The sequence below is a fragment of the Enterobacter sp. WCHEn090032 genome (assembly GCF_003986875.1).
GTDB lineage: Bacteria > Pseudomonadota > Gammaproteobacteria > Enterobacterales > Enterobacteriaceae > Enterobacter > Enterobacter sichuanensis.
Genome location: NZ_RXRN01000002.1, coordinates 169,483 through 193,078, shown reverse-complemented (window position 1 = coordinate 193,078; position 23,596 = coordinate 169,483). Strand labels below are relative to the sequence as shown.

Here is a 23,596-nt window from a genome sequence, read left to right as displayed (position 1 = left end):
AGGCAAACGTTTGCGAGCCTATTCTCGGCGAGAGGATTTTTTTTTCTGTTCCCCCTCTGGCGGCGCGCAAACTTGACTCCGTTCACGAAAATGAAACCGGTTTCGGCGATCTGCTTGCCAGCGGTTTGCGGATTGAACATCATGAACTGAAACCGGTTTCAGTTTCATTCAGGAGGGATGAAGTCATGAGCATCGCCGCATTCGATATTGGTGGCACCGCATTAAAAATGGGTATTGCGACAGCGCAGGGAGAGCTTCTGCAAACGGATAAGGCCGCCATTAAGAACAGCGACGGCGAGGCCATCCTTTCGCACATGCTGAGCTGGGTGACGGCGCATCGCGCACTTGACGGGATCGCCATCAGTGCGCCGGGGTACGTTAACCCGCATACCGGGTTTATCGAGATGGGAGGGGCAATCCGCCGCTTCGACCAGTTCGCGTTGCAGGCCTGGCTTGAGGCGCAGACGGGGTTACCGGTGACCGTAGAGAATGACGCCAACTGCGTGCTGCTGGCGGAACGCTGGCAGGGGAAGGCGACGGGGATCGACAATTTTCTGGTGCTGACCATCGGTACCGGGATTGGCGGGGCCATTTTCTGCAACGGCAGGCTGGTTCACGGGGCGCGTTTTCGCGCCGGGGAGTTCGGCTACATGCTTACGGAAAGGGCAGACTCAAGACGTGTTGCCCGCCACTCCATGAATGAAAACTGCACGTTACGCACCCTGCGCAAGCGCTACGCCGACTTTCACGGGCTGGCGCTTGATGAGGTGACCGGCGAAGCCATCTTTGATGGTTATGACGCAGGCGACGTGGTATGCCGCCGCCTGGTGGATGATTTTCTTAACGGCATTGCGACAGGGCTCTACAACCTGGCGAATGTGTTCGATCCGCAGACCATTTTCATTGGCGGCGGTATCGCGGAACGACCCGGTTTTATGGGCCTGCTTCGCACCCATCTCACGTGGTTTGGCATCGCGGATATTGCCGATGTTGTCAGCCACGGCAACCGCGCCGGGTTAATTGGCGCGGTTTACCATTTCAGACAGCAGTATCCGTCAGCAATCCGCAACATCGAATGAGGGAAAGAGTATGTCAGGATTTAAAGCAGGTTTTCTGTGGGGCGGCGCGGTGGCCGCGCACCAGCTGGAAGGCGGCTGGCAAGAGGGCGGTAAAGGGGTGAGCGTCGCCGACGTCATGACCGCCGGCGCCCACGGCGTACCGCGTGAAATCACCAACGGCGTGCTGCCAGGGAAAAACTACCCGAACCACGAAGCCATCGATTTTTACCATCGCTATAAGGAAGACATCAAACTCTTTGCCGAGATGGGGTTCAAATGCTTCCGTACCTCTATCGCCTGGACGCGCATCTTCCCGAAAGGGGACGAGCGGGAGCCTAACGAGGCGGGCCTGAAGTTCTATGACGATCTGTTCGATGAATGTCTGAAATACGGCATTGAACCGGTTATCACACTCTCTCACTTTGAGATGCCTTTCCATCTGGTCACGGAATACGGCGGATGGCGCAACCGTAAGCTGATCGACTTCTTCGTTCGCTTCGCAACCGTCGTATTCCAGCGCTATCAGCATAAAGTGAAGTACTGGATGACCTTCAACGAGATTAACAACCAGGCTAACTTCCACGAAGATTTTGCGCCGTTCACCAACTCCGGGCTGAAGTATGCGCCGGGGGAGGACCGGGAGCCGGTGATGTTCCAGGCGGCCCACTATGAGCTGGTGGCCAGCGCCCTGGCGGTGAAGGCGGGACGCGAGATTAACCCGTCGCTGCAGATCGGCTGCATGATTGCCATGTGTCCTATCTATCCGCTGACCTGCGCGCCCGACGATATGATGATGGCGATGAACGCCATGCACCGTCGTTACTGGTTCACCGACGTCCATGTGCGCGGTAAGTATCCGCAGCATCTGCTCAACTACTTCGAGCGTCGCGGTTTCGCGCTGGATATTACCGAGGAAGATAAAGCGGCGCTGACCCAGGGCTGCGTGGATTACATCGGCTTCAGCTATTACATGTCTTTCGCCACCAAAGCGACGGCGGACAACCCGGAACTGGATTACGACGAGAGCAAGAGCCTGGTCTCCAACCCGTACGTGCAGAAATCGGACTGGGGCTGGCAGATTGACCCGGTGGGTCTGCGCTACTCCCTGAACTGGTTCTGGGATCACTACCAGCTGCCGCTGTTCATCGTTGAAAATGGCTTTGGCGCCATCGACGTGCAGGAGAGCGACGGCACGGTGAATGATCAGTACCGCATTGACTATCTCGCCGCCCACATCCGTGAGATGAAAAAAGCGGTGGTGGAAGATGGCGTAGACCTGATGGGCTATACCCCGTGGGGCTGTATCGACCTCGTTTCTGCCGGTACGGGCGAAATGAAAAAACGCTACGGCTTTATCTTTGTCGATAAAGACAATGAAGGTAACGGCACGCTGAACCGCAGTAAGAAGAAGTCGTTCGACTGGTATAAGCAGGTGATTGGCAGCAACGGCGATAACCTGTAATTGTCGGGTGGCGCTAACGCTTACCCGACCTACACTACACGTAGCGCCACCGGGCAGAACCTCGCACATAAGCCGGAGACACCTCTCCGGTTTTTTTGTCTTCGCTTGATCCCTGTCAAGCAAGATGGGTATGGCCTAATCTGAAAAAAGCGGTATAATCCCGCGATTTTTTTGCGGATGCCACCTCAGAGGAGAAAGAGAATGAAGATTGTGGAAGTGAAACACCCACTCGTTAAACACAAGTTGGGCCTGATGCGTGAGCATGACATCAGCACGAAGCGTTTTCGCGAACTGGCATCTGAAGTGGGTAGCCTGCTGACCTACGAAGCGACCTCTGACCTGGAAACCGAAAAAGTGACCATCGAAGGCTGGAACGGCCCGGTGCAGGTTGAGCAGATCAAAGGTAAGAAAATTACCGTAGTGCCAATCCTGCGTGCCGGTCTCGGCATGATGGAAGGCGTGCTGGAGCACGTACCGAGCGCGCGTATCAGCGTGGTGGGTATCTACCGTAATGAAGAGACGCTGGAGCCGGTGCCTTACTTCCAGAAGCTGGTGTCTAACATCGACGAGCGTATGGCGCTGGTGGTTGACCCAATGCTGGCGACCGGTGGATCAATGATCGCCACTATCGACCTGCTGAAAAAAGCAGGCTGCAGCAGCATTAAAGTGCTGGTGCTGGTTGCGGCACCGGAAGGGATCGCGGCGCTGGAAAAAGCGCACCCGGATGTGGAGCTGTATACCGCGTCTGTCGACCAGGGGCTGAACGAGCACGGGTACATCATCCCGGGGCTGGGCGATGCCGGCGATAAGATCTTTGGTACGAAATAATCGAATAACGATAACGAAGCCGACTTTGATAGTCGGCTTTTTTTTGAATAAAACGCACATAACTAACCATCTCAGAGGAAAACACTATGACGCGCCGTGCTATCGGGGTGAGTGAAAGACCGCCGCTTTTACAGACAATCCCGCTTAGTTTGCAGCACCTGTTCGCCATGTTTGGCGCAACCGTGCTGGTGCCAATCCTGTTTCACATTAACCCGGCTACCGTGCTGCTGTTCAACGGTATTGGTACGCTGCTGTACCTCTTTATCTGTAAAGGCAAAATCCCCGCGTATCTGGGATCGAGCTTTGCCTTTATCTCGCCGGTGTTGCTGCTGCTGCCGCTGGGTTATGAAGTGGCGCTGGGCGGGTTTATCATGTGTGGCGTGTTGTTCTGCCTGGTCTCTTTCATTGTGAAGAAAGCCGGTACCGGCTGGCTGGATGTGATGTTCCCGCCTGCGGCAATGGGCGCCATCGTTGCCGTTATCGGTCTGGAGCTGGCGGGCGTGGCGGCCAATATGGCCGGTCTGCTGCCTGCTGACGGCCAGTCACCGGATTCCAAAACCATTATCATCTCGCTGGTGACCCTGGGCGTGACGGTGTTTGGCTCCGTGCTGTTCCGCGGTTTTATGGCGATTATCCCGATCCTTATCGGCGTGCTGGCGGGCTATGCGCTCTCCTTCGTGATGGGCGTTGTCGATACCACGCCAATCGCTCAGGCGCACTGGTTCGCCTTGCCAACCTTCTACACGCCACGCTTCGAATGGTTTGCTATCTTCACCATTCTGCCTGCCGCGCTGGTGGTCATCGCTGAACACGTTGGCCACCTGGTGGTGACGGCGAACATCGTCAAGCGCGATTTGATCCGCGACCCGGGTCTGCACCGTTCTATGTTTGCCAACGGCTTCTCGACCATTATCTCCGGGTTCTTTGGCTCCACGCCAAACACCACCTACGGTGAGAATATTGGCGTGATGGCCATTACCCGCGTCTACAGTACCTGGGTTATCGGCGGCGCGGCGATCATTGCCATTTTGCTTTCCTGCGTCGGTAAACTGGCGGCGGCGATCCAGATCATCCCGGTGCCGGTGATGGGCGGTGTCTCTCTGCTGCTGTACGGCGTGATCGGCGCATCCGGTATTCGCGTGCTGATTGAGTCTAAAGTGGATTACAGCAAAGCGCAGAACCTGATCCTGACCTCCGTTATCCTGATCATCGGCGTGAGCGGCGCCAAGGTGCACATCGGTGCGGCCGAGCTGAAGGGGATGGCGCTGGCGACCATCGTTGGCGTGGGCCTGAGCCTGATTTTCAAGCTGATCTCCGTGATCCGCCCGGAAGAGGTGGTGCTGGACGCCGACGAAAGCGAAAAAGCGTCACATTGATCTTATATACACAAAATCATTCAAGCTGCATCAAGGCGGCAAATCTGAGAATCCCCAGGAGCTTACTCAAGTAAGTGACTGGGGTGAGCTGATGCAGCCAACGCAGAGGCAGCTTGAAGGATGACGTGTATAATCGGGCGGGGGATCGCCCGGTTCTCTCCTGGCAGGTTCCGTGTTAAACTCCATGCCGATTTTATGTAAGATCTGGTTGAGGTACTTCTGAACGGACCGGCACAGCTCTCTCTGCCACTCTATCTCCCTGACGACGAAACTTTCGCGAGTTTCTGGCCGGGTGATAACCCCTCTTTACTGGCTGCACTGCAAAACGTGCTGCGCCAGGATCACAGCGGATACATCTATATCTGGTCACGCGAAGGCGCGGGGCGCAGCCACCTGTTGCATGCCGCCTGTGCGGAACTCTCCGCGCGAGGGGATGCGGTAGGCTATGTGCCGCTGGATAAGCGTACCTGGTTTGTGCCTGACGTGCTGGAGGGAATGGAACACCTCTCCCTGGTCTGCATCGATAATATCGAATGCGTGGCGGGGGATGAGCCGTGGGAAATGGCGATCTTTAACCTCTATAACCGCATTCTGGAATCGGGTAAAACCCGGCTCTTGATCACCGGCGATCGTCCGCCGCGCCAGCTTAATCTGGGGCTGCCGGATCTGGCATCGCGTCTGGACTGGGGGCAAATCTATAAGCTCCAGCCACTGTCCGATGAAGATAAACTGCAGGCGTTACAGCTGCGCGCAAAGCAGCGTGGCTTTGAGCTGCCGGAGGACGTGGGTCGTTTCCTGCTTAAGCGTCTGGACCGCGAAATGCGCACGCTGTTTGACACGCTCGATCAGCTCGATCGCGCGTCCATCACCGCCCAGCGCAAGCTGACCATTCCGTTTGTGAAAGATATTCTCAAGCTTTGAGTTTGTTCGCCCGGTGGCGCTGCGCTTACCGGGCCTGTGAAAATCCGCCACGATATGTAGGCCGGGTAAGGCGCAGCCGCCACCCGGCAAAACATTCAGGCACTATCCCCCAATAAATGCTCCACCAGCAGCGGAATCGGCCTCCCTGACGCCACGCTCCTGCCGTTTTCACGCCACAGCGCCGTACCGCTAATATCCAGATGCGCCCACGGGATCGTCGGCGGGCAGAAGTGATGCAGCAGCCACGCCGCCGAGGCGCTGATTGCCGCATTGTTGGTTGGGGTGTTGCACAGATCGGCGATGGCGCTGTCGGTCTGCTTTTTCAGCCGCGCGTCCAGCGGTAGGGACCACACTTCGTCGCCGCTCTGTTTCCCCGCCTGCGTCAGCGCCTTGCGCAGCGGTTCATCCTGGGTCATTAACCCGCTCAGCTCATACCCCAGCGCTTTGACCACCGCACCCGTTAGCGTCGCCATATCAATAATATAGCGCGCCCGGGGATGGCGCAGGCTGGCCCAGGCAATCGCGTCTGCCAGCACCAGTCGACCTTCGGCATCGGTATTGTTGATTTCAACCGTTGTGCCGTTGCAGGCCCGCGCGACCGTGCCGGGCTGCATGGCGTCCGGACCTATCGCGTTTTCCGCCAGCGCCAGCACGCCCATGATGCGAACGGGAAGACCAAGTTCTGCGACGGCAAGCATCAGGCCCAGTACGTTGGCCGCCCCGCACATGTCGTACTTCATGGTGTACATGCCGGCGCCTTCCTTCAGCCACAGACCACCGGTATCGAAGGTGATGCCTTTACCTACGTAGCAACGCACCGGACCGTCAGAAACACCCTCATAGTGAATGGCCAGCAGCCGCGGCGGACAGGAAGCGCCTTTACCGACGGCATGAAGTAGCCCCAGACCCTGCGCAACGATCTGCTTTTCATCCAGCACCTCACACCGCAGGGCAGGGACGTCGGCGGACAATTTTTTCGCCTCTTCGACCACAAACTGTGGCGTACAGCGATCGGAAGGGATATCCGCCAGACGACGCGCAAAGACCATGCCCCGGCTGATGGCCTGTTGCTGGCGGAAGATAGCTTCCAGCTTGTCCTGCTGTTCCGGCAGGCAAAGAGCGGTAACGTGGTGCAGACGCGCTGGCGTATCGTCGGGGCGCTTCAACTGCAGGTCGCTAAGACAGTGCGCCTGGTTGAAGAGAAAGCGCAGCACCTGCGCCAGCACAACGTCGTCGATCTGGGTGATGTCGATGATCATATCAGGGCTGACAGGGGAGGCCAGCAGGGGGCGCAGTGCCGTCAGTAATCCTTCAGTGAGGCTGTCCTGCCAGAGCGCATCCGGCACCAGTGTGATCCGTGCAAAAGGGGCGCAGCCAAAACGGGTATCGGCAACCCCGTCCTGCCCGCGCATTTCCGCGATAAGCGGGGTGTCTGGCAGTAATGGACAGGCGGTCCGGGCGATGAGGTGACCGTGTGGTCTGGTGTTGGAAAGGGTGGTTGTCAGTTGCCAGGTAATCATTATTCCTCCTCAATCGGCGCGCGGATCCGCGCCGCGTAGGCCTGCATCCATGCTTCATCCACGGCCTGATAATGCGTCTTTTCCTGCCGGCGCTCGGCGCGAAACACGGTCAGCGGCTGGCGGGCGGTGGCGACCACAAACGAGAAGGTTTTGATATTGGTCGCCGCGGCGAACTCGCCTTTATTATTCATGCACACCACGGAGAGATCTCCCGCGCGGCCAAAGCGCGACATCAGCTTGTCTTCCAGCTCAAACACCACTGAATCCGCCGCCTGCTGGGGCGTCATGCCCTGGGCCATGCGGCGAACAATTTCGTAGCTGGTACAGCCTTTCATCAGATCTTCCCCCACGCCTGTGGCGGTGGCGGCGCCGGTTTCGCTGTCACAGTAAAAACCGGACCCGATAATCGGCGAATCGCCGAGTCGGCCGCGTTTTTTCATAAACAGGCCGCTGGTGGAGGTGGCGACGCTCATGGAGCCCTGTTTGTCGAGGCCGATAATCCCGACGGTGTCGTGGCCGTCGTACGGGCTTAGGCCTTTATCCAGCGTCTCCCGGCAGCGCTTGCGGTAATGCTGCATGGCGCGGTCGGTGAGCATGGTTTTGTCCGCAAAGCCCTGGCTCAGGGCCCATTCGCGCGCCCCCTGACCGACCAAAAGGCTGTTATACCGCTGGCGGCTGAGCGCCTTCGCCACGCGCACCGGGTTGGCGATATCCACCAGATTACCCACGGCACCAAACGCCAGCGTGTCGCCGTCCATGTACGCCGCGTCCAGCTCAACCTCGCCGTTTTCAGTGGGTAACCCACCGTAGCCGACGGATTTATAAAACGGAAAATCTTCGACGGCGGCAACGGCATCCACCACTGCCGCAGAGACCGGTTTTCCCGCAGCCAGCGCAGAGGCAGACTCCGTGACGCCTTCAAGCGCCATTCGCCAGGTGGCGATAATTCCCCACATGCTTTACTCCTGTTTTGCAAGTGTTGTGTCGGTTTGCGTAACGGTCGCCACTTCCGCCGCGCGGTACTGCTTGTCCACAATGCGCATAAAAGGCAGATACAGCATGGCGCCAATCAGCAGATTGATAAGCTGCATCACGCTGCCGCTGAGGTGCCCGGTGACGATAAAACCGCTGATCACCGGCGGCAGCGTCCACGGGATAAACACCCCGGTGGTTACGGCGACCGCGCCAATTTTCATCGCCGCGTACTGCACGCTCACCAGCACCAGCGGCACAAGATTGAAGGGGATCAGCATGATCGGGTTCATGATCACCGGCAGGCCGAACAGAATCGGCTCGTTGATGTTAAACACCGACGCCCCCGCGCCCAGGCGGGCGACTTCACGCATGTTTTTGCTGCGGGCGAAAATCAGCATCGCAATCACCAGCGACAGCGTGGCTCCTGCGCCACCCATCCAGATCATGTCAAAAAACTGTTCAGTAATGATGTGCGGCGGCGTGGTGCCAGCCTGAATGGCGGCGATGTTATCAGTCTGGTTCTCCATCCACAGGGGACGAATAATGCCGTTGATCATCGAGCCGGAGTTAATGCCCACTGACCACAGAATGGTAATGCTGAATACCGTCATCAGCGCGCCAAAGTAAGAGGTGCCGTAGTGGCGCACCGGCGTGGCCACAACCTCATAAATAAACTGATGGATCGTGTTGTAATGGGTGTTCTCAAAGACGATGCGGATAACCAGCACCAGGATCATCACCAGCAGCGCCGGGATCAGCGCGGCGAACGACTCCTGTACCGCAGGCGGCACGCCGTCCGGCATTTTGATGACCAGATTTTTGCGCTTCAGCCAGCAGAACAGCTCCGTCCACAGCAGCGAGCCAATCATCGCCACGAACAGTCCTTTACTGCCAATCCACTCCACCGGCATCACGGTAATCCCGCCGTTCTCCGCCACTTTGATAAACGGCGTCAGGATCAGAAACGCGACCAGCGCCAGGATGCCGCAGGAGATGCGGTCTTCGCCGTAATGTTCGGCCAGGCGGAACGCCACCAGGAAGCTGATAAACAGCGACATGGTGGAGAACACCGCGTTGAACGGAATTTCGATGATGGCGCTCCAGCTCTCACCAAAGGCCTGAGACATAAACTGCTGATAGGTTTGATTCGGGAATGACGAGATCACCAGCAGAATCGAACCGACAATGATAAACGGCATGAACGACACGTAGGCGCCACGGATGGCCCCAAGGTGACGCTGCTGTGCCGTTTTGGCTGCCAGCGGCATCAGCTTTGCTTCAAGAAATCCCAGAACATTGTTCATTGTGAACTCCGTACAAGATTGAGTGGTGCGGTTTATGTTATGTCTGTGGATTATCAGTGAAGCGTGGCGGGCGAAAGGTGAAATCGGTCACAAAGCAACCGCGTGTGCTATATAAATCTCATATGATTAGTTAATGGAATTGTTGCGATGGAAATTAAACTGCATGCTAATGCCACCACCACGCCACGTATTCGTCGTTATCTCCAGCAGTCCGATAAGAGCGACCGAGAGCTGGCGACTGAGCTGGGGATCTCCATCACCACCGTCAGGCGCTGGCGCAACCGTGAGCAGGTTTCAGATAAGCAGACAACGCCAAAAGTGATACACAAAGCGATGAGACAAGAGCAGGCTGTGCTGGTGAATGCGTTGCGCGACATCCTGAACGCGCCGCTGGATGAACTGCTGCTTCTGGTTAATAACGTGCTGGGGATCCGCGTGTCCCGGGCAACGCTGAATCGCTATCTCAAACCCGCTGGCGCCAAACCGAAGCATGCGCCGCTGCGCGGTAAAAAAGCGCTGAAGGCCGGTGTCGTGCCTCAGCAGCTGATGCTGCATCATTTGCCGTTATCGCTTCATATGGACGACGGTGGGGAGCAACATCTGCTGTGGGCGCGGGAGCCGGTGAGCGGCTGGTGCTATGCGCGGCTCTATGCAGGGTTGTCGCCGCAGCTGTTGACGCGATGGACGCAGGCGCTGCTTGAGGCCTGTCCGGCCCCTGTACAATCTGTTGAGACTTTTGGTTTTGAGGTCACTCTGCCGGACAGTGAAATTGCCATCAACCAGCATCCCCGGGCCTCCCGGGCGGTGCAGGTCACGGTACCCTTGCAGGAGATTATTCCGCAGGTAAAAACGACGCCTGTCGGGGAGCTGTTGATTCAACTGTGTGAGAGTTACAACCGGGGAAAAGCGCAGAAGACGTTAGGTGAAAGCACGCCGCAGGCTTTTCTGGAAGCGCTGCGGCGTAACGATTAGAGGATCTCGAGCACCTCTTCCGGCGGGCGACCAATGCGTGCCTGGCCGTTGGCCACCACAATCGGTCGCTCAATCAGCTTTGGATTTTCAACCATGGCCTGAACCAGCTCGGCTTCGGTGAGACGGCTGTCGTCCAGGTTAAGCGACTTATACAGATCTTCTTTCTTGCGCATCAGTTCTCGTGCACTGCCCATCCCCAGCATGTGCAGCAGCTGGCGGAGGGTTTGGGCATCAGGCGGGGTGTCGAGATACAGCACCACCTCAGGCTCAACGCCGTTAGATTTCAGCAGGCTCAGGGTATCGCGGCTCTTGGAGCAGCGAGGGTTATGATAGATTTTTACGGCGTCTGTCATGACGTACATTCTCCTTTATTACATCTTCTCGTACGGCTTAAAGCGCTGCTGCAGGCCGCGCAGCTGATCGATACGCGCGTCGTAACGGGCCTGCTGGAGGCTGCCGAGTTTGACCTGCGCGCTGGCGCTGCTGAGCGTGGAAATCGCCTGATCGAGGCGCCCCACCAGGGCAAAGCCTTCGGCGCGCGCCGCCAGCTCCTGATCGCGGTTGCCCAACTGGGCTTCAGCCTGTGCAAGCAGGTCCCAGCCGTTTTGATCGTCTTTATTATTAAAGGTGTAGCGGTTCAGAATGGTCGCCGCTTCCCCAGGCTGGCCGCCCTGTAAGTAAGCGTTCGCCAGGTTAAGCTGCAGTACCGGGTTGGTACGAACGTCTTTCGCCCCTTTCAGGCGGTTAATCGCATCGGCAGGTTTCTTCTGCCCCAGATCGATATCCGTGGACAAATCGAGATACCACGGGTTATTCGGGTCGGCGGCCAGAAGCGGCTGCAACGCTTTACGCGCCTCGTCGTATTTACTGGCTTCCATCGCCTGCAGCGCCTGGCCATACTGCGCGGCGTTTTTCTCACGCACGTTACCTTTCGCCAGGGCATCCAGCAGGTCGCTGGTGAGCTGGTTACGCCCGGAATTGTACATCCCCAGTGTTCTCACTTTCGCCATGTAGAAATCCTGCGAAGACTGGACCACTACCGGACGCATCTGGTTGGCACGGTTACGCGCATCTGACAGACGGCTTTCCGGTAACGGGTGCGTGAGCAGAATTTCCGGTGGGCGGGAAGAATAACGGGCCTGATCGAGCAGTTTTTCCAGGAAGCTCGGCATGGCCTGCGGGTCGAAGCCCGAGCGCTGCAGCACCTGGATGCCGATGCGGTCCGCTTCCTGCTCGTTTTGCTGGGTAAAGCTGATCATTCCCTGACGCGTACCGGCCAGCGTACCGGTTAAGGCTGCCATCCCGGCCTGCGGGCTGGCCATTGCCAGCAGAATAGAGCCCAGTGCGCCCACCCAGGTGAGCGGTGCGTTACGCTTCTGGTCTTCCATCGCACGCGCCAGGTGGCGCTGCGTGACGTGCGAAATTTCGTGCGCCATCACCGAGGCCAGCTGGCTTTCGTTGTCTGAGTAACGGAATAACGCCGAATGCAGCACCACGTTACCGCCAAAGAAGGCGAAGGCGTTGATTTCGTCATTATTAATCAAATAGAAGTGGAACGGCGTTTTTACCGAGTCGGCGTGCGCCACCAGACGCATCCCCAGCCCGTTGATGTACTGTACCAGCAAAGGGTCGTTAATCAGCGGAGCGCTGCCGCGCAGCTGGCGAACATAGTAATCGCCCATTTGCATCTCTTGCCCAATCGAGAGCGTGCTTCCTGCTGTGGTGCCCATGTCCGGCAATGAATCGGACGAGTCAGCAAAAGCGGGTAATACCTGACCGACCGTCACTGCGGCAATCAGTGTTGCAACCAGTGTTTTTCTCAACTGCCTGAACATAACCACTGTCCTGTATATTGGATGTGCTAATTTGACCGATGAAGCGGCATATCGTTCATCTCTGCTGCCCAGCGAGTGTAGCCGTGTTGCCGCATGAAGAAAATCCCATTCATCATGCTTTTGCGGATTGTGACCGGGATACAAAAAGCGAAAGTCTTTTTTGTGACAGTTAGATACAATTCATCGTCTCACTCCCGCCATTCGATTCAGGGAAGGGTTGTATGCTCGAAATGTTAATGCAGTGGTACCGGCGCCGGTTCAGCGACCCGGAGGCCATTGCTTTGCTGGTTATTCTGGTTGCCGGGTTCGGTATTCTGTTCTTCTTCAGCGGTCTGCTCGCCCCTCTGCTGGTGGCGATTGTGCTGGCCTACCTGCTGGAGTGGCCAACGGCGCGTCTGGAACATATTGGCTGTTCCCGTCGCTGGGCGGCCAGCATCGTCCTGGTGCTGTTTGTCGGTATCCTGCTGTTAATGGCCCTGGTGGTGATGCCGGTGGCCTGGCAGCAGGGGATCTACCTGATCCGCGATATGCCCGGCATGCTGAATAAGCTCTCTGATTTCGCCGCCACGCTGCCGCGCCGTTACCCGGCCCTGATGGATGCCGGGATCATCGACGCGATGGCGGAAAATATGCGCGCCCGCATCATGACGATGGGTGATTCGGTGGTGAAGTACTCTCTGGCGTCGCTGGTGGGGCTGCTTACCCTGGCGGTCTATCTCGTGCTCGTGCCGCTGATGGTCTTCTTCCTGGTAAAAGATAAAGACCAGATGCTCAACGCCGTTCGGCGTATTCTGCCGCGCAATCGCGGTCTGGCGGGGCAGGTCTGGGAAGAGATGAATCAGCAGATCACTAACTACATTCGCGGCAAGGTGCTGGAGATGATCGTCGTGGGGGTCGCCACCTGGATTGGCTTCCTGATCTTCGGTCTGAACTACTCGCTGCTGCTGGCGGTGCTGGTGGGGCTGTCGGTTCTGATTCCGTACATCGGCGCGTTTGTGGTGACCATTCCGGTGGTTGGCGTCGCGCTGTTCCAGTTTGGCCTGGGAACCGAGTTCTGGAGCTGCTTCGCGGTGTACCTGATTATTCAGGGGCTGGACGGTAATCTGCTGGTACCGGTGCTGTTCTCCGAAGCGGTGAATCTGCATCCGCTGGTGATTATTCTGTCGGTGGTGATTTTCGGCGGGCTGTGGGGGTTCTGGGGCGTGTTCTTTGCCATTCCGCTGGCGACGCTGATAAAAGCAGTGGTGCACGCGTGGCCGGATGTGCCAGCGGTGGAAGATAAGTAGGTTTGCCGGGTGGCGCTGCGCTTACCCGGCCTACTTATCCTTGTAGGTCGGGTAAGGCGAAGCCGCCACCCGACACTCACTTTCAGGCACTTTGTTTCAGCCAGTTCAACACTACATCGTGGTGGTTGCTGGTTTTGAAGTCGTCAAATACGTGTTCAATTTTACCGTCAGCGTCGATCAGGAAGCTGATGCGGTGAATGCCGTCGTAGGTTTTACCCATAAACGTCTTCTCACCCCAGATGCCGAACTGTTCGCACACCTGATGATCTTCATCAGAAAGCAGCGTGAAGTTCAGCAGCTCTTTTTCAGCAAATCGTGACAGCTTTTCGGGTTTATCCGTGCTGATACCCAGCACTTCCACGCCGGCTTTTTTCAACTCGTCCATGTTGTCGCGTAAGCCGCAGGCCTGTACGGTGCAGCCGGGGGTCATGGCTTTCGGGTAGAAATAGACCAGAACACGCTGTCCCTGGAAGTCGGTCAAATTTACTTGCTCGCCGTCTTGATCCGGTAAGCTAAATTTCGGTGCGATGTCACCGGCTTTCAGTGGATTCATTACTCAACTCCATCCTGTTCGTGCTGCGAATAATTTACGACGCTTATACTGCCCTGCGCGTTTAATTCTGTACAGAGGGCTTTGAACGCTTGCTCGATATTTGACGCATCCTGTGAAGCAGGGCTGTGTGCGGTAATCTGAATAAAGAGCGTGGGTACGGTGTTCTCGTCGCCCGGCTGTGTGCGGGAAACGAGCTCGGCGATGTTCATCTGATGGCTGTCAAACAGCGCGGTAAAGCGCTCGATCAGATGGGGGGAATCAGGGACTTCAACCTGCACCCAGACGGTAGCGGGCATGGCCGGACGTGGGCGCGCGGTGGTACGTTTCATCACGATGAGCAAATCCAGCTCCGCGCCTTTCAGCGGCAGGGTGGATTCGATAAGCGTAATGGCATTCCATGTTCCGGACAGCAGCATAATAAACGTGAACTCTTCGCCCAGCATCGCCAGACGGCTGTCTTCGATATTACAGCCGCAGCTGCTCACGTGACGCGTGATGGTGTTCACGATACCCGGCCTGTCGGCACCCAGCGCAGTGATAACCAGGTAATGTTGTGATGAGGTTGTCAAACCTGTTCTTCCTTTGCATGGTTAAGTCTTCCTAAGGAAAGCATAAAAAAAACATGCATACAACCGCCTGAGGGCCTCAGGTCGCTTGCTTTTATTACAGTTCCAAACGTACCATTGAGACTCTTGTTCGCACAGAGGATGGCTCATGTTCACGGGAAGTATTGTCGCGCTTGTAACACCGATGGATGAAAAAGGTAACGTCTGCCGGTCTAGCATGAAGAAGCTGATTGATTACCATGTCGCCAATGGAACCTCGGCGATCGTTTCGGTAGGGACTACCGGTGAATCTGCAACGCTGAGCCACGATGAGCACGGTGATGTGGTTATGCTGACCCTCGAACTGGCTGACGGACGTATTCCGGTCATCGCGGGGACAGGGGCAAATGCAACCGCAGAAGCGATCAGCCTTACTAAACGTTTTAACGACAGCGGCATCGTCGGCTGTCTGACGGTGACCCCTTATTACAACCGTCCTACCCAGGAAGGTTTGTTCCAGCACTTCAAAGCCATCGCTGAACATACTGACTTGCCACAAATTCTGTATAATGTGCCGTCCCGTACCGGCTGCGATATGCTGCCGGAAACCGTTGGTCGTCTCTCGGAAGTAAAAAATATTATCGGTATTAAAGAGGCGACAGGGAACTTAAGCCGCGTTCATCAGATCAAAGAGCTGGTTTCAGACGACTTTATCCTGTTGAGCGGTGATGATGCGACCGCGCTGGACTTTATGCAGCTCGGTGGCCATGGCGTGATCTCCGTAACGGCAAACGTTGCGGCGCGCGATATGGCTGAAATGTGCAAACTGGCCGCCGCCGGTGACTTTGATGAAGCGCGTGTCATTAATCAGCGTCTGATGCCGCTGCACAATAAATTATTTGTCGAACCCAATCCGATCCCCGTGAAATGGGCGTGTAAGGAGTTGGGGCTTGTAGCAACCGATACGCTGCGTCTGCCAATGACACCGATTACCGACCACGGTCGTGATATCGTCAGGGCAGCGCTGAAGCATGCCGGTTTGCTGTAAAGTTTAGGGAGATTTGATGGCTTATTCAGTACAGAAGTCGCGCCTGGCGAAGGTTGCGAGTGTTTCGCTTGTTATGCTGCTCGCTGCCTGTAGTTCAGACTCGCGCTACAAGCGCCAGGTGAGCGGTGATGAATCCTATCTGGATGCGACCCCGCTTGCTGAACTTCACGCACCGGCTGGTATGATCCTGCCGATTCAGAACGGCGATTATAATATCCCCGTGACCAACGGCAGCGGCCTGGTCGGTAAAGCGCTTGATATTCGTCCGCCAGCACAGCCTCTGGCGCTGGTGAGCGGGGCGCGTACCCAGTTCACCGGTGATACCGCGTCTCTGATGGTTGAGAGCGCGCGCGGTAGCACCCTGTGGCCGCAGGTTGTCAGCGTTATTCAGTCGAAGAACTACACCATCGATAAACGCGATGACGCCAGCCAGACGTTAACCACCGACTGGATCGAATGGAACCGTCTGGATGAAGATCAGCAGTACCGCGGCCGCTATCAAGTCTCCGTCAAACCACAGGGGTATCAGCAAGCGGTTAACGTGAAGCTGTTGAACCTGGAGCAGGCGGGTAAACCAGTTGCAGATGCCGCGTCCCTGCAGCGTTACAGCACCGAAATGCTGAACGTGATTGCCGCAGGTCTCGATAAGACTGCCACCGATGCCGCCAACGCCGCGCAGAGCCGCAATGGCGCGACCTTCGATGTGCAAAGCGGTGCAGATGATACCGGCCTGCCAATGCTGGTGGTGCGTGCACCGTTTAACCAGACCTGGCAGCGTCTGCCAGCGACCCTGGAAAAAGTGGGCATGAAGGTGACCGACAGCACGCGTTCAACCGGCAGCATGACGGCAACCTACAAGCCGCTCTCCGACAGCGCGTGGCAGGAGCTGGGTGCGAAAGATCCTCAGCTTGCCTCCGGTGACTACAAGATTCAGGTCGGTGACCTTGATAACCGCAGCAGTCTGCAGTTTATCGATCCAAAGGGTCACACGCTGACCCAGTCGCAGAACGATGCGCTGGTCGCTGTCTTCCAGGCGGCATTCAGCAAATAAAAACGAGGGCTGGTGAATCCAGCCCTTTTTATTTTCGTGCTACGCAAACGTGTGCGTGGCATAATATGCCCAGTTTTGAACACAAATCATCACACCAGGAGTAATGAAGATGCAGAAGCAAGCTGAGTTGTATCGTGGCAAAGCGAAAACCGTATACAGCACGGAAAACCCGGATCTGTTGGTGCTCGAGTTCCGCAATGATACGTCAGCAGGGGATGGCGCTCGCATTGAGCAGTTCGATCGTAAAGGCATGGTGAACAACAAGTTCAACCACTTCATTATGACCAAACTGGCCGAAGCGGGTATCCCGACTCAGATGGAAGCGTTGCTGTCCGATACGGAATGTCTGGTGAAAAAACTGGATATGGTTCCGGTTGAGTGCGTAATTCGTAACCGTGCAGCGGGCTCCCTGGTGAAGCGTCTGGGCATTGAAGAAGGTATCGAACTGAATCCACCGCTGTTCGACCTGTTCCTGAAAAACGACGCGATGCACGATCCGATGGTCAATGATTCCTACTGCGAAACCTTCGGCTGGGTGAATAAAGAGAACCTGGCGCGCATGAAAGAGCTGACCTACAAAGCCAACGACGTGCTGAAAAAATTGTTTGATGACGCGGGCCTGATCCTCGTCGATTTCAAGCTGGAGTTTGGTCTGTTTAAAGGCGAAGTGGTGCTGGGCGATGAGTTCTCGCCGGACGGTAGCCGCCTGTGGGATAAAGAAACGCTGGATAAAATGGACAAAGACCGTTTCCGTCAGAGCCTGGGTGGCCTGATTGAAGCGTACGAAGCGGTTGCTCACCGTTTAGGCGTTAAGCTCGACTAACTCCCTCACTTGCCAAAGGATGTTCGCATCCTTTGGCGTCTTACCTTTGTTTCCTATGGTAATCTTGCCGTTAACCGCCTACGATCATAGCTATTATTAATGGAATAGTTCGAGGTGGTTATGCGCTGGCAAGGGCGTCGTGAAAGTGACAATGTAGAAGACAGACGCAGCGATGGTGGCGGCGGTCCTTCCATGGGAGGGCCCGGTTTTCGGTTACCCAGCGGAAAGGGCGGCATCATTCTGCTGATTGTGGTGCTGGTTGCAGGGTATTACGGGGTCGATCTCACTGGCCTGATGACCGGTCAGCCGCTGCAACAGCAGCAACATTCTCAGCGCTCCATCAGCCCGAATGAAGATGAAGCGGCCAAATTTACCTCCGTGATTCTCGCCACCACAGAAGATACCTGGGGTCAGCTGTTCGAGAAGATGGGGCGTACCTACCAGCAGCCGAAGCTGGTGATGTACCGGGGAGCAACCCGCACCGGTTGCGGTACCGGGCAATCGGTAATGGGGCCGTTCTACTGCCCGGCAGACGGCACCGTCTATATCGATCTCTCTTTTTACGATGACATGAAACGCAAGCTTGGCGCGGACGGTGATTTCGCCCAGGGCTATGTGATCGCGCATGAAGTCGGCCATCACGTGCAAAAACTGTTGGGGATTGAGCCAAAAGTACGCCAGCTTCAGCAAAATGCCTCTCAGGCCGACGTGAACCGCCTCTCCGTTAAAATGGAGCTGCAGGCGGACTGCTTCGCGGGCGTCTGGGGCCACAGCATGCAGCAGCAGGGCGTTCTGGAATCCGGCGATCTTGAAGAGGCGTTAAATGCCGCTCAGGCTATCGGTGACGATCGTCTTCAGCAGCAGAGCCAGGGGCGCGTCGTGCCGGACAGCTTCACGCACGGGACCTCGCAACAGCGCTATAGCTGGTTTAAACGCGGTTTCGACAGTGGCGATCCGGCGCAGTGTAATACTTTCGGCAAAGCGATGTAATGCTGCGCTTTGAACAGCTGATAAGCGAGCTTGAGCGCACCGGCCATCGTCGGCTGGTGGTGCTCAGCGGCGATGCGCAGTGGAGCTTAGCCCAGGCAGAAGCGCTGCGAGACGCTCTACCCGGAGACTGGGTTTGGCTGAACGAACACCCTTCAAAAGCCATCAGTAGCCTGCTGGGACGCGAGTTCCGGCATGCCGTTTTTGACGCGTGCTGCGGGTTCGATGTTGCCGCGTTCGCCGCGCTGAGCGGAACGCTGAGCGCCGGGAGCCTTCTGGTGCTGCGGGTTCCGCCGCTTGAGGCGTGGGCCGGGCTTCCTGACCGTGATTCCCTGCGCTGGAGCGACAGCACCGAAGCGATAGCCACTCCGCATTTTGTCCACCATTTCTGCCGGACCCTTGCCGCCGACCCCGACGCGATTGTCTGGCTTCAGGGCAGCGATTTATCCCTTCCGCCTTTACCCGGAGCCCCAGACTGGCACCCAGCCAGTGGCGCGCCGCAGCGCGAGCAGGCGGCGATCCTGGAGGTACTTCAGGAAATGTCGCGGGGCATCGTGGCCGTTACCGCTGCGCGCGGGCGCGGTAAGTCGGCCCTGGCGGGAATGTTACTCCATCGTATTGCGGGCAGCGCCGTCGTCACCGCACCGGCGAAAGGGGCGACAGAAAGTATCGCCCGCTTTGCCGGAGAGCGTTTTCATTTTATGGCCCCGGACGCGCTGTTAGCTTCTTCGCATCAGGCTGACTGGCTGATTGTCGATGAAGCTGCCGCGATCCCCGGCCCGCTGCTGGAAAAGCTGGTGAGCCGTTTCCCTCGCGTGCTGTTGACCACCACGGTGCAGGGATATGAAGGAACGGGCAGGGGATTCTTGCTCAAGTTCTGCGGTCGGTTTCCCGGGTTGCAGCGCTACAGCTTATCAACGCCGGTACGCTGGGCGGCAGGTTGTCCGCTTGAGCGGATCGTGGCCAGCGCGCTGCTGTTTGACGACACGCTGCTTGACCGCCGCCCGGAAGGCGAGGTGCGTATCACCTCTCTGACCCCCGCGGCATGGGAACGCCGTCCGGCGCTGGTCGCGAGCGTCTATGAGCTGCTCTGTGCGGCGCATTATCGCACCTCGCCGCTCGATTTACGCCGCATGATGGACGCGCCCGGGCAACAGTTTGCTGTCGCCGAAGCGAACCCGGTCATCGCCGGAGCGCTGTGGCTGGTGGAGGAGGGCGGGCTGTCCCCTGCACTTAGCCGCGCGGTGTGGGCGGGGTTCCGCCGTCCTCGCGGAAACCTGGTGGCGCAGTCTCTGGCGGCGCACGGCGGCTCTCCGCTGGCGGCAACGCTCAGAGGTCAAAGGGTGACCCGTATTGCCGTACATCCTCACCGTCAGCGGGAAGGGATTGGCCAGGCGCTTATTCGCAGCGCCAGCGGGGAGGATTATCTGTCGGTGAGCTTTGGTTATACCGAAGAGCTTTGGCGTTTCTGGCAGCGGTGCGGCTTTGTGCTGGTGCGGATGGGAAGCCACCGTGAAGCCAGCAGCGGTTGTTACACCGCGATGGCGCTGCTGGCGCAGAGTGAGGCTGGGCATCAGTTGTGTCAGCAGGCGCAGCAGCGTCTGAAGCGTGATGCGCGGGTGTTATCGGCCTGGAACGGTGAAAAGATCCCGGTGGAAGATGAGTGGGAAGCTACGCTTAATCATGACGACTGGCTGGAACTGGCGGGGTTTGCTTTTGCGCATCGCGCGTTTTCCACGTCGGTTGCCGCGTTGACACGGTTGTTGCTTGCCGTCGATATGCCGCTTCCGGCACTGCGGGGGAAGATGGAAGGGAAAACGGAAGACATTGGACAAAAAGCGCTGCTGGTAAAGTTGCGCAGTGAAACGGCGCAAGCGCTTGAAAGTCTTGACTCTCTCCGCTGCCAGCAGCTGAAAGAAGCCATTTTGCAATGGCAATTTTTTCAATGACTTCTTCAGTAAAGTGGCATGGTCATTCCCGCCGCGAGGCGTAGAATCCAGGTCATCTATTAAGGAGACCACCATGAAACACGACCATTTTGTTGTTCAAAGCCCTGACAAGCCGGCTAAACAGTTGCTGCTTCTGTTTCATGGTGTTGGCGATAATGCCGTCAATATGGGGCAGATTGGCAGCTGGTTTGCGCCGGTTTTTCCGCAGGCACTCATTGTCAGCATCGGTGGCGTCGAGCCGTGTGGTTCTCATGGACGACAGTGGTTCTCAGTTCAGGGCGTGACGGAAGAGAACCGTCAGGCGCGCATTGATGCCATCATGCCCACGTTTATCGACATTGTCCGCTACTGGCAGCAGCAGAGCGGCGTGGGGGCCGACGCAACCGCCCTGATAGGTTTCTCACAGGGGTCAATCATGTCGCTGGAAAGCGTAAAAGCGCAGCCGGGTCTGGTTTCGCGGGTGATCGCGTTTAATGGCCGTTTTGCGACACTACCGACCCACGCGACCACGCAGACGACTATCCACCTGATCCACGGTGGGGAAGACCGGGTGATTGAACTCTCGCATGCGGTCGCCGCACAGGAAGCGCTGATTCGCGAAGGGGGAGATGTGACGCTGGATATCGTTGACGATCTGGGCCACGCGATTGATGACCGTAGCATGCAGTTCGCACTCGACCATCTGCGCTATACCGTACCGAAGCACTACTTTGATGAAGCGCTCAGCGGCGGTAAGCCGGATAATGATGATATCGTTGAGTTTATGTGATTATTTCCCCTCACCCCCAGCCCCTCTCCCCAAAGGGGCGAGGGGTGTTTTGTTCCCTCTCCCCTATGGGGAGAGGGTTAGGGTGAGGGGATTACTTCTTCTGGTCCTTCTTCGGCCAGTCGTCGTCATCGTCCCACTTGTCGTTAAAATCGCGGTGCGGGGGAAGATCCGGTTTGTTGGCGAGAAATTTTTTATGGTCAACGCGCTTAAGGTCTTTAATCACATTCAGCAATACGCCGACCAGAAAAACCAACACCAGAACCCACCAGTACTTTGAAAGCCAGTCCATTCGCTATTCCTCTCAGAGCGTTCGTCAGGCGACGAGTTGCTCCATAATACGTTGATACATACGGGCCAGCAGTTGTAAATCTGCCGCATTAACACACTCATTGATTTTATGAATGGTCGCGTTCACTGGTCCCAGTTCGACAACCTGGGCACCCATACGGGCGATAAAGCGTCCGTCTGAGGTGCCACCCGTTGTCAGCAGCTGTGGCTTAATTTCATTATAGTGCTCGATGGCGTTGACCACCGCATCCACCAGCTTGCCGCGCTGTGTCAGGAACGGCTGGCCGGAAAGCCACCAGTCCACGGTGTAGCGCAGGTTATATTTTTCCAGCAGGGCGATAACGCGCGCCTTGATCATCTCGTCGGTCAGTTCCGTGCTGAAGCGGAAGTTGAACTGGACGAAGTAATCCCCCGGGATCACGTTATTGCTGCCGGTTCCGGCTTTGACGTTCGCAATCTGCATGCTGGTCGGTGGGAAGAACTCGTTGCCTTTATCCCATTCAATCGCCACCAGCTCGCTCAGCATCGGCGCAGCGCGATGAACCGGGTTATCAGCCAGATGCGGATAAGCAACGTGCCCCTGAACGCCGTGAATGGTCAGGTTACAGGTCAGCGAGCCACGGCGGCCATTTTTTACCACATCACCCACCACTTCGGTACTGGACGGCTCGCCCACCAGGCAGTAGTCCAGGCGCTCGTTGCGGGCCATCAGCGCCTCAACAACCTTTACGGTGCCGTTATGGGCGCTGGCTTCTTCGTCAGAGGTGATCAGAAACGCGAGCCGGTTTTTATGGTTCGGATGTTGCGCGACAAAGCGCTCAGCCGCCACCACCATCGCCGCCAGTGAGCCTTTCATGTCTGCCGCACCGCGGCCGAACAGCATGCCATCGCGGATGGTGGGTTCAAACGGCGGGTTGATCCAGCGGTCCGCATCGCCAGCGGGCACCACGTCAGTATGTCCGGCAAAGGCCAGTGTTTCGCCCTGGCCGCGCCAGGCCCAGAAATTCTGGGTGTCGCCAAAATCCATACGCTCCACGGTAAAACCGATAGCGCGCAGGCGCTCAATCATTAATGCCTGACAACCTGCGTCCTCCGGGCTAAGGGAAGGACGGCGAATAAGCTGCTGAGTCAGCTCAATGACCGGGCATGACATAAACTACACCTCAACGAATAAAGTCGGAATAAAGGGTTTCACTGAAACCCAGCAGCATAGGCTTCCCTGGCGCGCAGAGCAATGGGCGTTTGATGATTGCCGGCATGTCGAGCATCAGTTTTGCCGCGCTGTCGGCGTCATTGATGCTGGCGCGAAGAGATTCATCCAGTTTACGCCAGGTGGTACCGCGGGTATTCAGCAAGGCTTCCCAGCCCAGCTCGTTGATAGCGGTATGCAGAAATTCTGCATCAAGCCCATCGGCACGGTAATCGTGGAAACGGTACTCTACGTTGTTCGCCTCCATCCAGCGGCGGGCTTTTTTGATGGTGTCGCAATTTTTAATGCCGTACATCACAACCATGGTGAATCCTTTTGTCGTTCTGGTGATTAAATGTTCAGTAAATTCGAAGATATATCCTTAAGTGGAATATAACACATTCAGGAATCGTCTGGATTTATGCGTCATCTTAATTCAACTAACAACTGTACGCTGAATATTCTTTCATCCTTTAAGCATAGATGTCCATAAGCTTTAAATGTCGAATAAACTCAGCGGGTAAAATAAAACTCACCCGTCCGTAGGGTTATTTCAGAATATTGCTGGCCGTCACAAAAAATTGAGGGCTCTCCGTTCATATTTATCATAAATCCCCGTATGACGTGGGGTACAATCGCAGCAATTGGTTAAATAGTCTTCACAATGATGATACGTTTTTGTAGAATGCGCATAATAATAAGAGAGGTTGTTATGATTGAACGTGAACTGGGGAACTGGAAAGATTTTATCGAAGGCATGCTTCGTAAATGACATTCAGTAAGAATTGCAAGAGCACTTAAATAAGTAAAATAACCATAGTGTGAATAAATCACACAATAAAAAGGCGGCCGAATAA

24 protein-coding genes are annotated in these 23,596 nt (G+C 56.5%); 14 read left to right on the top strand and 10 right to left on the bottom strand.

Annotation, left to right across the window (positions count from 1 at the left end; all coding sequences use genetic code 11):
* Nucleotides 1–185: 185 nt before the first annotated feature.
* The 5 genes from bglK to EKN83_RS02420 all read left to right on the top strand — a co-directional run bounded on the left by bglK (nucleotide 186) and on the right by EKN83_RS02420 (nucleotide 5,645).
* Nucleotides 186–1,079, top strand: coding sequence for a beta-glucoside kinase BglK (gene bglK, locus EKN83_RS02440; protein ID WP_059385984.1), 894 nt, complete (start codon nucleotides 186–188; stop codon nucleotides 1,077–1,079).
* Nucleotides 1,080–1,089: 10 nt separating this feature from the next.
* Nucleotides 1,090–2,520: a 6-phospho-beta-glucosidase gene (locus EKN83_RS02435; protein WP_126800264.1), complete on the top strand. Its 1,431-nt coding sequence runs from the start codon at nucleotides 1,090–1,092 to the stop codon at nucleotides 2,518–2,520.
* 201 nt (nucleotides 2,521–2,721) lie between these two features.
* Nucleotides 2,722–3,348 (top strand): uracil phosphoribosyltransferase, encoded by a 627-nt coding sequence (gene upp / locus EKN83_RS02430; protein WP_003860560.1) that lies wholly within the window; start codon nucleotides 2,722–2,724, stop codon nucleotides 3,346–3,348.
* Between the two features lie 86 nt (nucleotides 3,349–3,434).
* Nucleotides 3,435–4,724 carry a uracil permease gene (gene uraA / locus EKN83_RS02425; protein WP_013098238.1) on the top strand — a complete coding sequence of 430 codons (1,290 nt, stop codon included), beginning with the start codon at nucleotides 3,435–3,437 and terminating at the stop codon, nucleotides 4,722–4,724.
* Between the two features lie 219 nt (nucleotides 4,725–4,943).
* Nucleotides 4,944–5,645 carry a DnaA inactivator Hda gene (locus EKN83_RS02420; RefSeq protein ID WP_216821201.1) on the top strand — a complete coding sequence of 234 codons (702 nt, stop codon included), beginning with the start codon at nucleotides 4,944–4,946 and terminating at the stop codon, nucleotides 5,643–5,645.
* Between the two features lie 95 nt (nucleotides 5,646–5,740).
* Here EKN83_RS02420 and EKN83_RS02415 read toward each other — a convergent pair whose 3' ends face one another.
* Genes EKN83_RS02415 through celB form a run of 3 tightly spaced genes read right to left on the bottom strand, consistent with a single transcriptional unit; the run spans nucleotide 5,741 to nucleotide 9,444 of the window.
* Nucleotides 5,741–7,165 (bottom strand): leucyl aminopeptidase family protein, encoded by a 1,425-nt coding sequence (locus tag EKN83_RS02415; RefSeq protein WP_126800263.1) that lies wholly within the window; start codon nucleotides 7,163–7,165, stop codon nucleotides 5,741–5,743.
* On the bottom strand, nucleotides 7,165–8,121 hold the full coding sequence (locus EKN83_RS02410; RefSeq protein WP_126800262.1) for a N(4)-(beta-N-acetylglucosaminyl)-L-asparaginase: 957 nt from the start codon (nucleotides 8,119–8,121) through the stop codon (nucleotides 7,165–7,167). The genes EKN83_RS02415 and EKN83_RS02410 overlap by 1 nt, the downstream gene beginning before the upstream one ends.
* Before the next feature lie 3 nt (nucleotides 8,122–8,124).
* Nucleotides 8,125–9,444 (bottom strand): PTS cellobiose transporter subunit IIC, encoded by a 1,320-nt coding sequence (celB, locus tag EKN83_RS02405; RefSeq protein ID WP_025758948.1) that lies wholly within the window; start codon nucleotides 9,442–9,444, stop codon nucleotides 8,125–8,127.
* A gap of 147 nt (nucleotides 9,445–9,591) precedes the next feature.
* Here celB and EKN83_RS02400 point away from each other — a divergent pair, with 147 nt between their 5' ends.
* The gene (locus EKN83_RS02400) at nucleotides 9,592–10,416 is read left to right on the top strand and encodes an XRE family transcriptional regulator (protein WP_126800261.1); all 825 of its coding nucleotides are present in this window, start codon (nucleotides 9,592–9,594) and stop codon (nucleotides 10,414–10,416) included.
* On the opposite strand, the gene arsC is transcribed toward EKN83_RS02400, so the two are convergent.
* Together arsC and bepA are read right to left on the bottom strand one after the other, a co-directional pair.
* On the bottom strand, nucleotides 10,413–10,769 hold the full coding sequence (arsC, locus tag EKN83_RS02395) for an arsenate reductase (glutaredoxin) (protein WP_025758951.1): 357 nt from the start codon (nucleotides 10,767–10,769) through the stop codon (nucleotides 10,413–10,415). The two genes, EKN83_RS02400 and arsC, sit on opposite strands and share 4 nt — an antisense overlap.
* Before the next feature lie 18 nt (nucleotides 10,770–10,787).
* Nucleotides 10,788–12,251, bottom strand: coding sequence for a beta-barrel assembly-enhancing protease (gene bepA / locus EKN83_RS02390; protein WP_045284557.1), 1,464 nt, complete (start codon nucleotides 12,249–12,251; stop codon nucleotides 10,788–10,790).
* Nucleotides 12,252–12,472: 221 nt separating this feature from the next.
* On the opposite strand from bepA, the gene EKN83_RS02385 reads away from it, so the two are divergent.
* Nucleotides 12,473–13,537 (top strand): AI-2E family transporter, encoded by a 1,065-nt coding sequence (locus tag EKN83_RS02385; protein ID WP_126800260.1) that lies wholly within the window; start codon nucleotides 12,473–12,475, stop codon nucleotides 13,535–13,537.
* 82 nt (nucleotides 13,538–13,619) lie between these two features.
* Here the strand turns inward: EKN83_RS02385 and bcp are convergent, their stop codons facing one another.
* Together bcp and EKN83_RS02375 are read right to left on the bottom strand one after the other, a co-directional pair.
* Entirely contained in the window at nucleotides 13,620–14,090 is a 471-nt protein-coding gene (gene bcp, locus EKN83_RS02380; RefSeq protein ID WP_025758956.1) for a thioredoxin-dependent thiol peroxidase, read from the bottom strand.
* Nucleotides 14,090–14,659, bottom strand: coding sequence for a glycine cleavage system transcriptional repressor (locus tag EKN83_RS02375; protein WP_025758958.1), 570 nt, complete (start codon nucleotides 14,657–14,659; stop codon nucleotides 14,090–14,092). The genes bcp and EKN83_RS02375 overlap by 1 nt, the downstream gene beginning before the upstream one ends.
* 145 nt (nucleotides 14,660–14,804) lie before the next feature.
* Here EKN83_RS02375 and dapA point away from each other — a divergent pair, with 145 nt between their 5' ends.
* From dapA to ypfH, 6 genes are all read left to right on the top strand, one after another.
* The gene (gene dapA / locus EKN83_RS02370) at nucleotides 14,805–15,683 is read left to right on the top strand and encodes a 4-hydroxy-tetrahydrodipicolinate synthase (protein WP_126800259.1); all 879 of its coding nucleotides are present in this window, start codon (nucleotides 14,805–14,807) and stop codon (nucleotides 15,681–15,683) included.
* A 16-nt stretch (nucleotides 15,684–15,699) separates the two neighbouring features.
* Nucleotides 15,700–16,734: an outer membrane protein assembly factor BamC gene (bamC, locus tag EKN83_RS02365; RefSeq protein WP_033146169.1), complete on the top strand. Its 1,035-nt coding sequence runs from the start codon at nucleotides 15,700–15,702 to the stop codon at nucleotides 16,732–16,734.
* 109 nt (nucleotides 16,735–16,843) lie between these two features.
* Complete coding sequence (gene purC / locus EKN83_RS02360; RefSeq protein ID WP_008501631.1) at nucleotides 16,844–17,557, top strand: phosphoribosylaminoimidazolesuccinocarboxamide synthase; 714 nt, start codon at nucleotides 16,844–16,846, stop codon at nucleotides 17,555–17,557.
* Between the two features lie 120 nt (nucleotides 17,558–17,677).
* Nucleotides 17,678–18,547 (top strand): neutral zinc metallopeptidase, encoded by an 870-nt coding sequence (locus EKN83_RS02355; RefSeq protein ID WP_008501630.1) that lies wholly within the window; start codon nucleotides 17,678–17,680, stop codon nucleotides 18,545–18,547.
* A complete protein-coding gene (locus tag EKN83_RS02350; protein WP_126800258.1) occupies nucleotides 18,547–20,493 on the top strand; it encodes a tRNA(Met) cytidine acetyltransferase TmcA in 1,947 nt (648 codons plus the stop codon). The genes EKN83_RS02355 and EKN83_RS02350 overlap by 1 nt, the downstream gene beginning before the upstream one ends.
* 73 nt (nucleotides 20,494–20,566) lie before the next feature.
* Nucleotides 20,567–21,262 carry an esterase gene (gene ypfH / locus EKN83_RS02345; RefSeq protein ID WP_126800257.1) on the top strand — a complete coding sequence of 232 codons (696 nt, stop codon included), beginning with the start codon at nucleotides 20,567–20,569 and terminating at the stop codon, nucleotides 21,260–21,262.
* A gap of 91 nt (nucleotides 21,263–21,353) precedes the next feature.
* Here ypfH and EKN83_RS02340 read toward each other — a convergent pair whose 3' ends face one another.
* Genes EKN83_RS02340 through EKN83_RS02330 form a run of 3 tightly spaced genes read right to left on the bottom strand, consistent with a single transcriptional unit; the run spans nucleotide 21,354 to nucleotide 23,064 of the window.
* Entirely contained in the window at nucleotides 21,354–21,551 is a 198-nt protein-coding gene (locus EKN83_RS02340) for a YpfN family protein (RefSeq protein WP_008501627.1), read from the bottom strand.
* A gap of 24 nt (nucleotides 21,552–21,575) precedes the next feature.
* Nucleotides 21,576–22,703 carry a succinyl-diaminopimelate desuccinylase gene (dapE, locus tag EKN83_RS02335; protein ID WP_126800256.1) on the bottom strand — a complete coding sequence of 376 codons (1,128 nt, stop codon included), beginning with the start codon at nucleotides 22,701–22,703 and terminating at the stop codon, nucleotides 21,576–21,578.
* A gap of 10 nt (nucleotides 22,704–22,713) precedes the next feature.
* Nucleotides 22,714–23,064: an ArsC family reductase gene (locus EKN83_RS02330; protein ID WP_126800255.1), complete on the bottom strand. Its 351-nt coding sequence runs from the start codon at nucleotides 23,062–23,064 to the stop codon at nucleotides 22,714–22,716.
* 387 nt (nucleotides 23,065–23,451) lie between these two features.
* On the opposite strand from EKN83_RS02330, the gene ypfM reads away from it, so the two are divergent.
* The gene (ypfM, locus tag EKN83_RS02325; RefSeq protein WP_015572204.1) at nucleotides 23,452–23,511 is read left to right on the top strand and encodes a protein YpfM; all 60 of its coding nucleotides are present in this window, start codon (nucleotides 23,452–23,454) and stop codon (nucleotides 23,509–23,511) included.
* Nucleotides 23,512–23,596 lie beyond the last annotated feature (85 nt).

Bases quoted from the DNA above. Each gene is read 5' to 3' on its own strand.
- upp (WP_003860560.1), top strand. From the start codon at position 2,722: ATGAAGATTGTGGAAGTGAAACACCCACTCGTTAAACACAAGTTGGGC.
- EKN83_RS02410 (WP_126800262.1), bottom strand. From the start codon at position 8,121: ATGTGGGGAATTATCGCCACCTGGCGAATGGCGCTTGAAGGCGTCACG.
- EKN83_RS02340 (WP_008501627.1), bottom strand. From the start codon at position 21,551: ATGGACTGGCTTTCAAAGTACTGGTGGGTTCTGGTGTTGGTTTTTCTG.
- bglK (WP_059385984.1), top strand. From the start codon at position 186: ATGAGCATCGCCGCATTCGATATTGGTGGCACCGCATTAAAAATGGGT.
- ypfH (WP_126800257.1), top strand. From the start codon at position 20,567: ATGAAACACGACCATTTTGTTGTTCAAAGCCCTGACAAGCCGGCTAAA.
- bamC (WP_033146169.1), top strand. From the start codon at position 15,700: ATGGCTTATTCAGTACAGAAGTCGCGCCTGGCGAAGGTTGCGAGTGTT.
- EKN83_RS02385 (WP_126800260.1), top strand. From the start codon at position 12,473: ATGCTCGAAATGTTAATGCAGTGGTACCGGCGCCGGTTCAGCGACCCG.
- EKN83_RS02400 (WP_126800261.1), top strand. From the start codon at position 9,592: ATGGAAATTAAACTGCATGCTAATGCCACCACCACGCCACGTATTCGT.
- arsC (WP_025758951.1), bottom strand. From the start codon at position 10,769: ATGACAGACGCCGTAAAAATCTATCATAACCCTCGCTGCTCCAAGAGC.
- uraA (WP_013098238.1), top strand. From the start codon at position 3,435: ATGACGCGCCGTGCTATCGGGGTGAGTGAAAGACCGCCGCTTTTACAG.
- dapA (WP_126800259.1), top strand. From the start codon at position 14,805: ATGTTCACGGGAAGTATTGTCGCGCTTGTAACACCGATGGATGAAAAA.
- EKN83_RS02350 (WP_126800258.1), top strand. From the start codon at position 18,547: ATGCTGCGCTTTGAACAGCTGATAAGCGAGCTTGAGCGCACCGGCCAT.
- purC (WP_008501631.1), top strand. From the start codon at position 16,844: ATGCAGAAGCAAGCTGAGTTGTATCGTGGCAAAGCGAAAACCGTATAC.
- EKN83_RS02435 (WP_126800264.1), top strand. From the start codon at position 1,090: ATGTCAGGATTTAAAGCAGGTTTTCTGTGGGGCGGCGCGGTGGCCGCG.
- EKN83_RS02355 (WP_008501630.1), top strand. From the start codon at position 17,678: ATGCGCTGGCAAGGGCGTCGTGAAAGTGACAATGTAGAAGACAGACGC.
- celB (WP_025758948.1), bottom strand. From the start codon at position 9,444: ATGAACAATGTTCTGGGATTTCTTGAAGCAAAGCTGATGCCGCTGGCA.
- EKN83_RS02415 (WP_126800263.1), bottom strand. From the start codon at position 7,165: ATGATTACCTGGCAACTGACAACCACCCTTTCCAACACCAGACCACAC.
- bepA (WP_045284557.1), bottom strand. From the start codon at position 12,251: ATGTTCAGGCAGTTGAGAAAAACACTGGTTGCAACACTGATTGCCGCA.
- dapE (WP_126800256.1), bottom strand. From the start codon at position 22,703: ATGTCATGCCCGGTCATTGAGCTGACTCAGCAGCTTATTCGCCGTCCT.
- bcp (WP_025758956.1), bottom strand. From the start codon at position 14,090: ATGAATCCACTGAAAGCCGGTGACATCGCACCGAAATTTAGCTTACCG.
- EKN83_RS02330 (WP_126800255.1), bottom strand. From the start codon at position 23,064: ATGGTTGTGATGTACGGCATTAAAAATTGCGACACCATCAAAAAAGCC.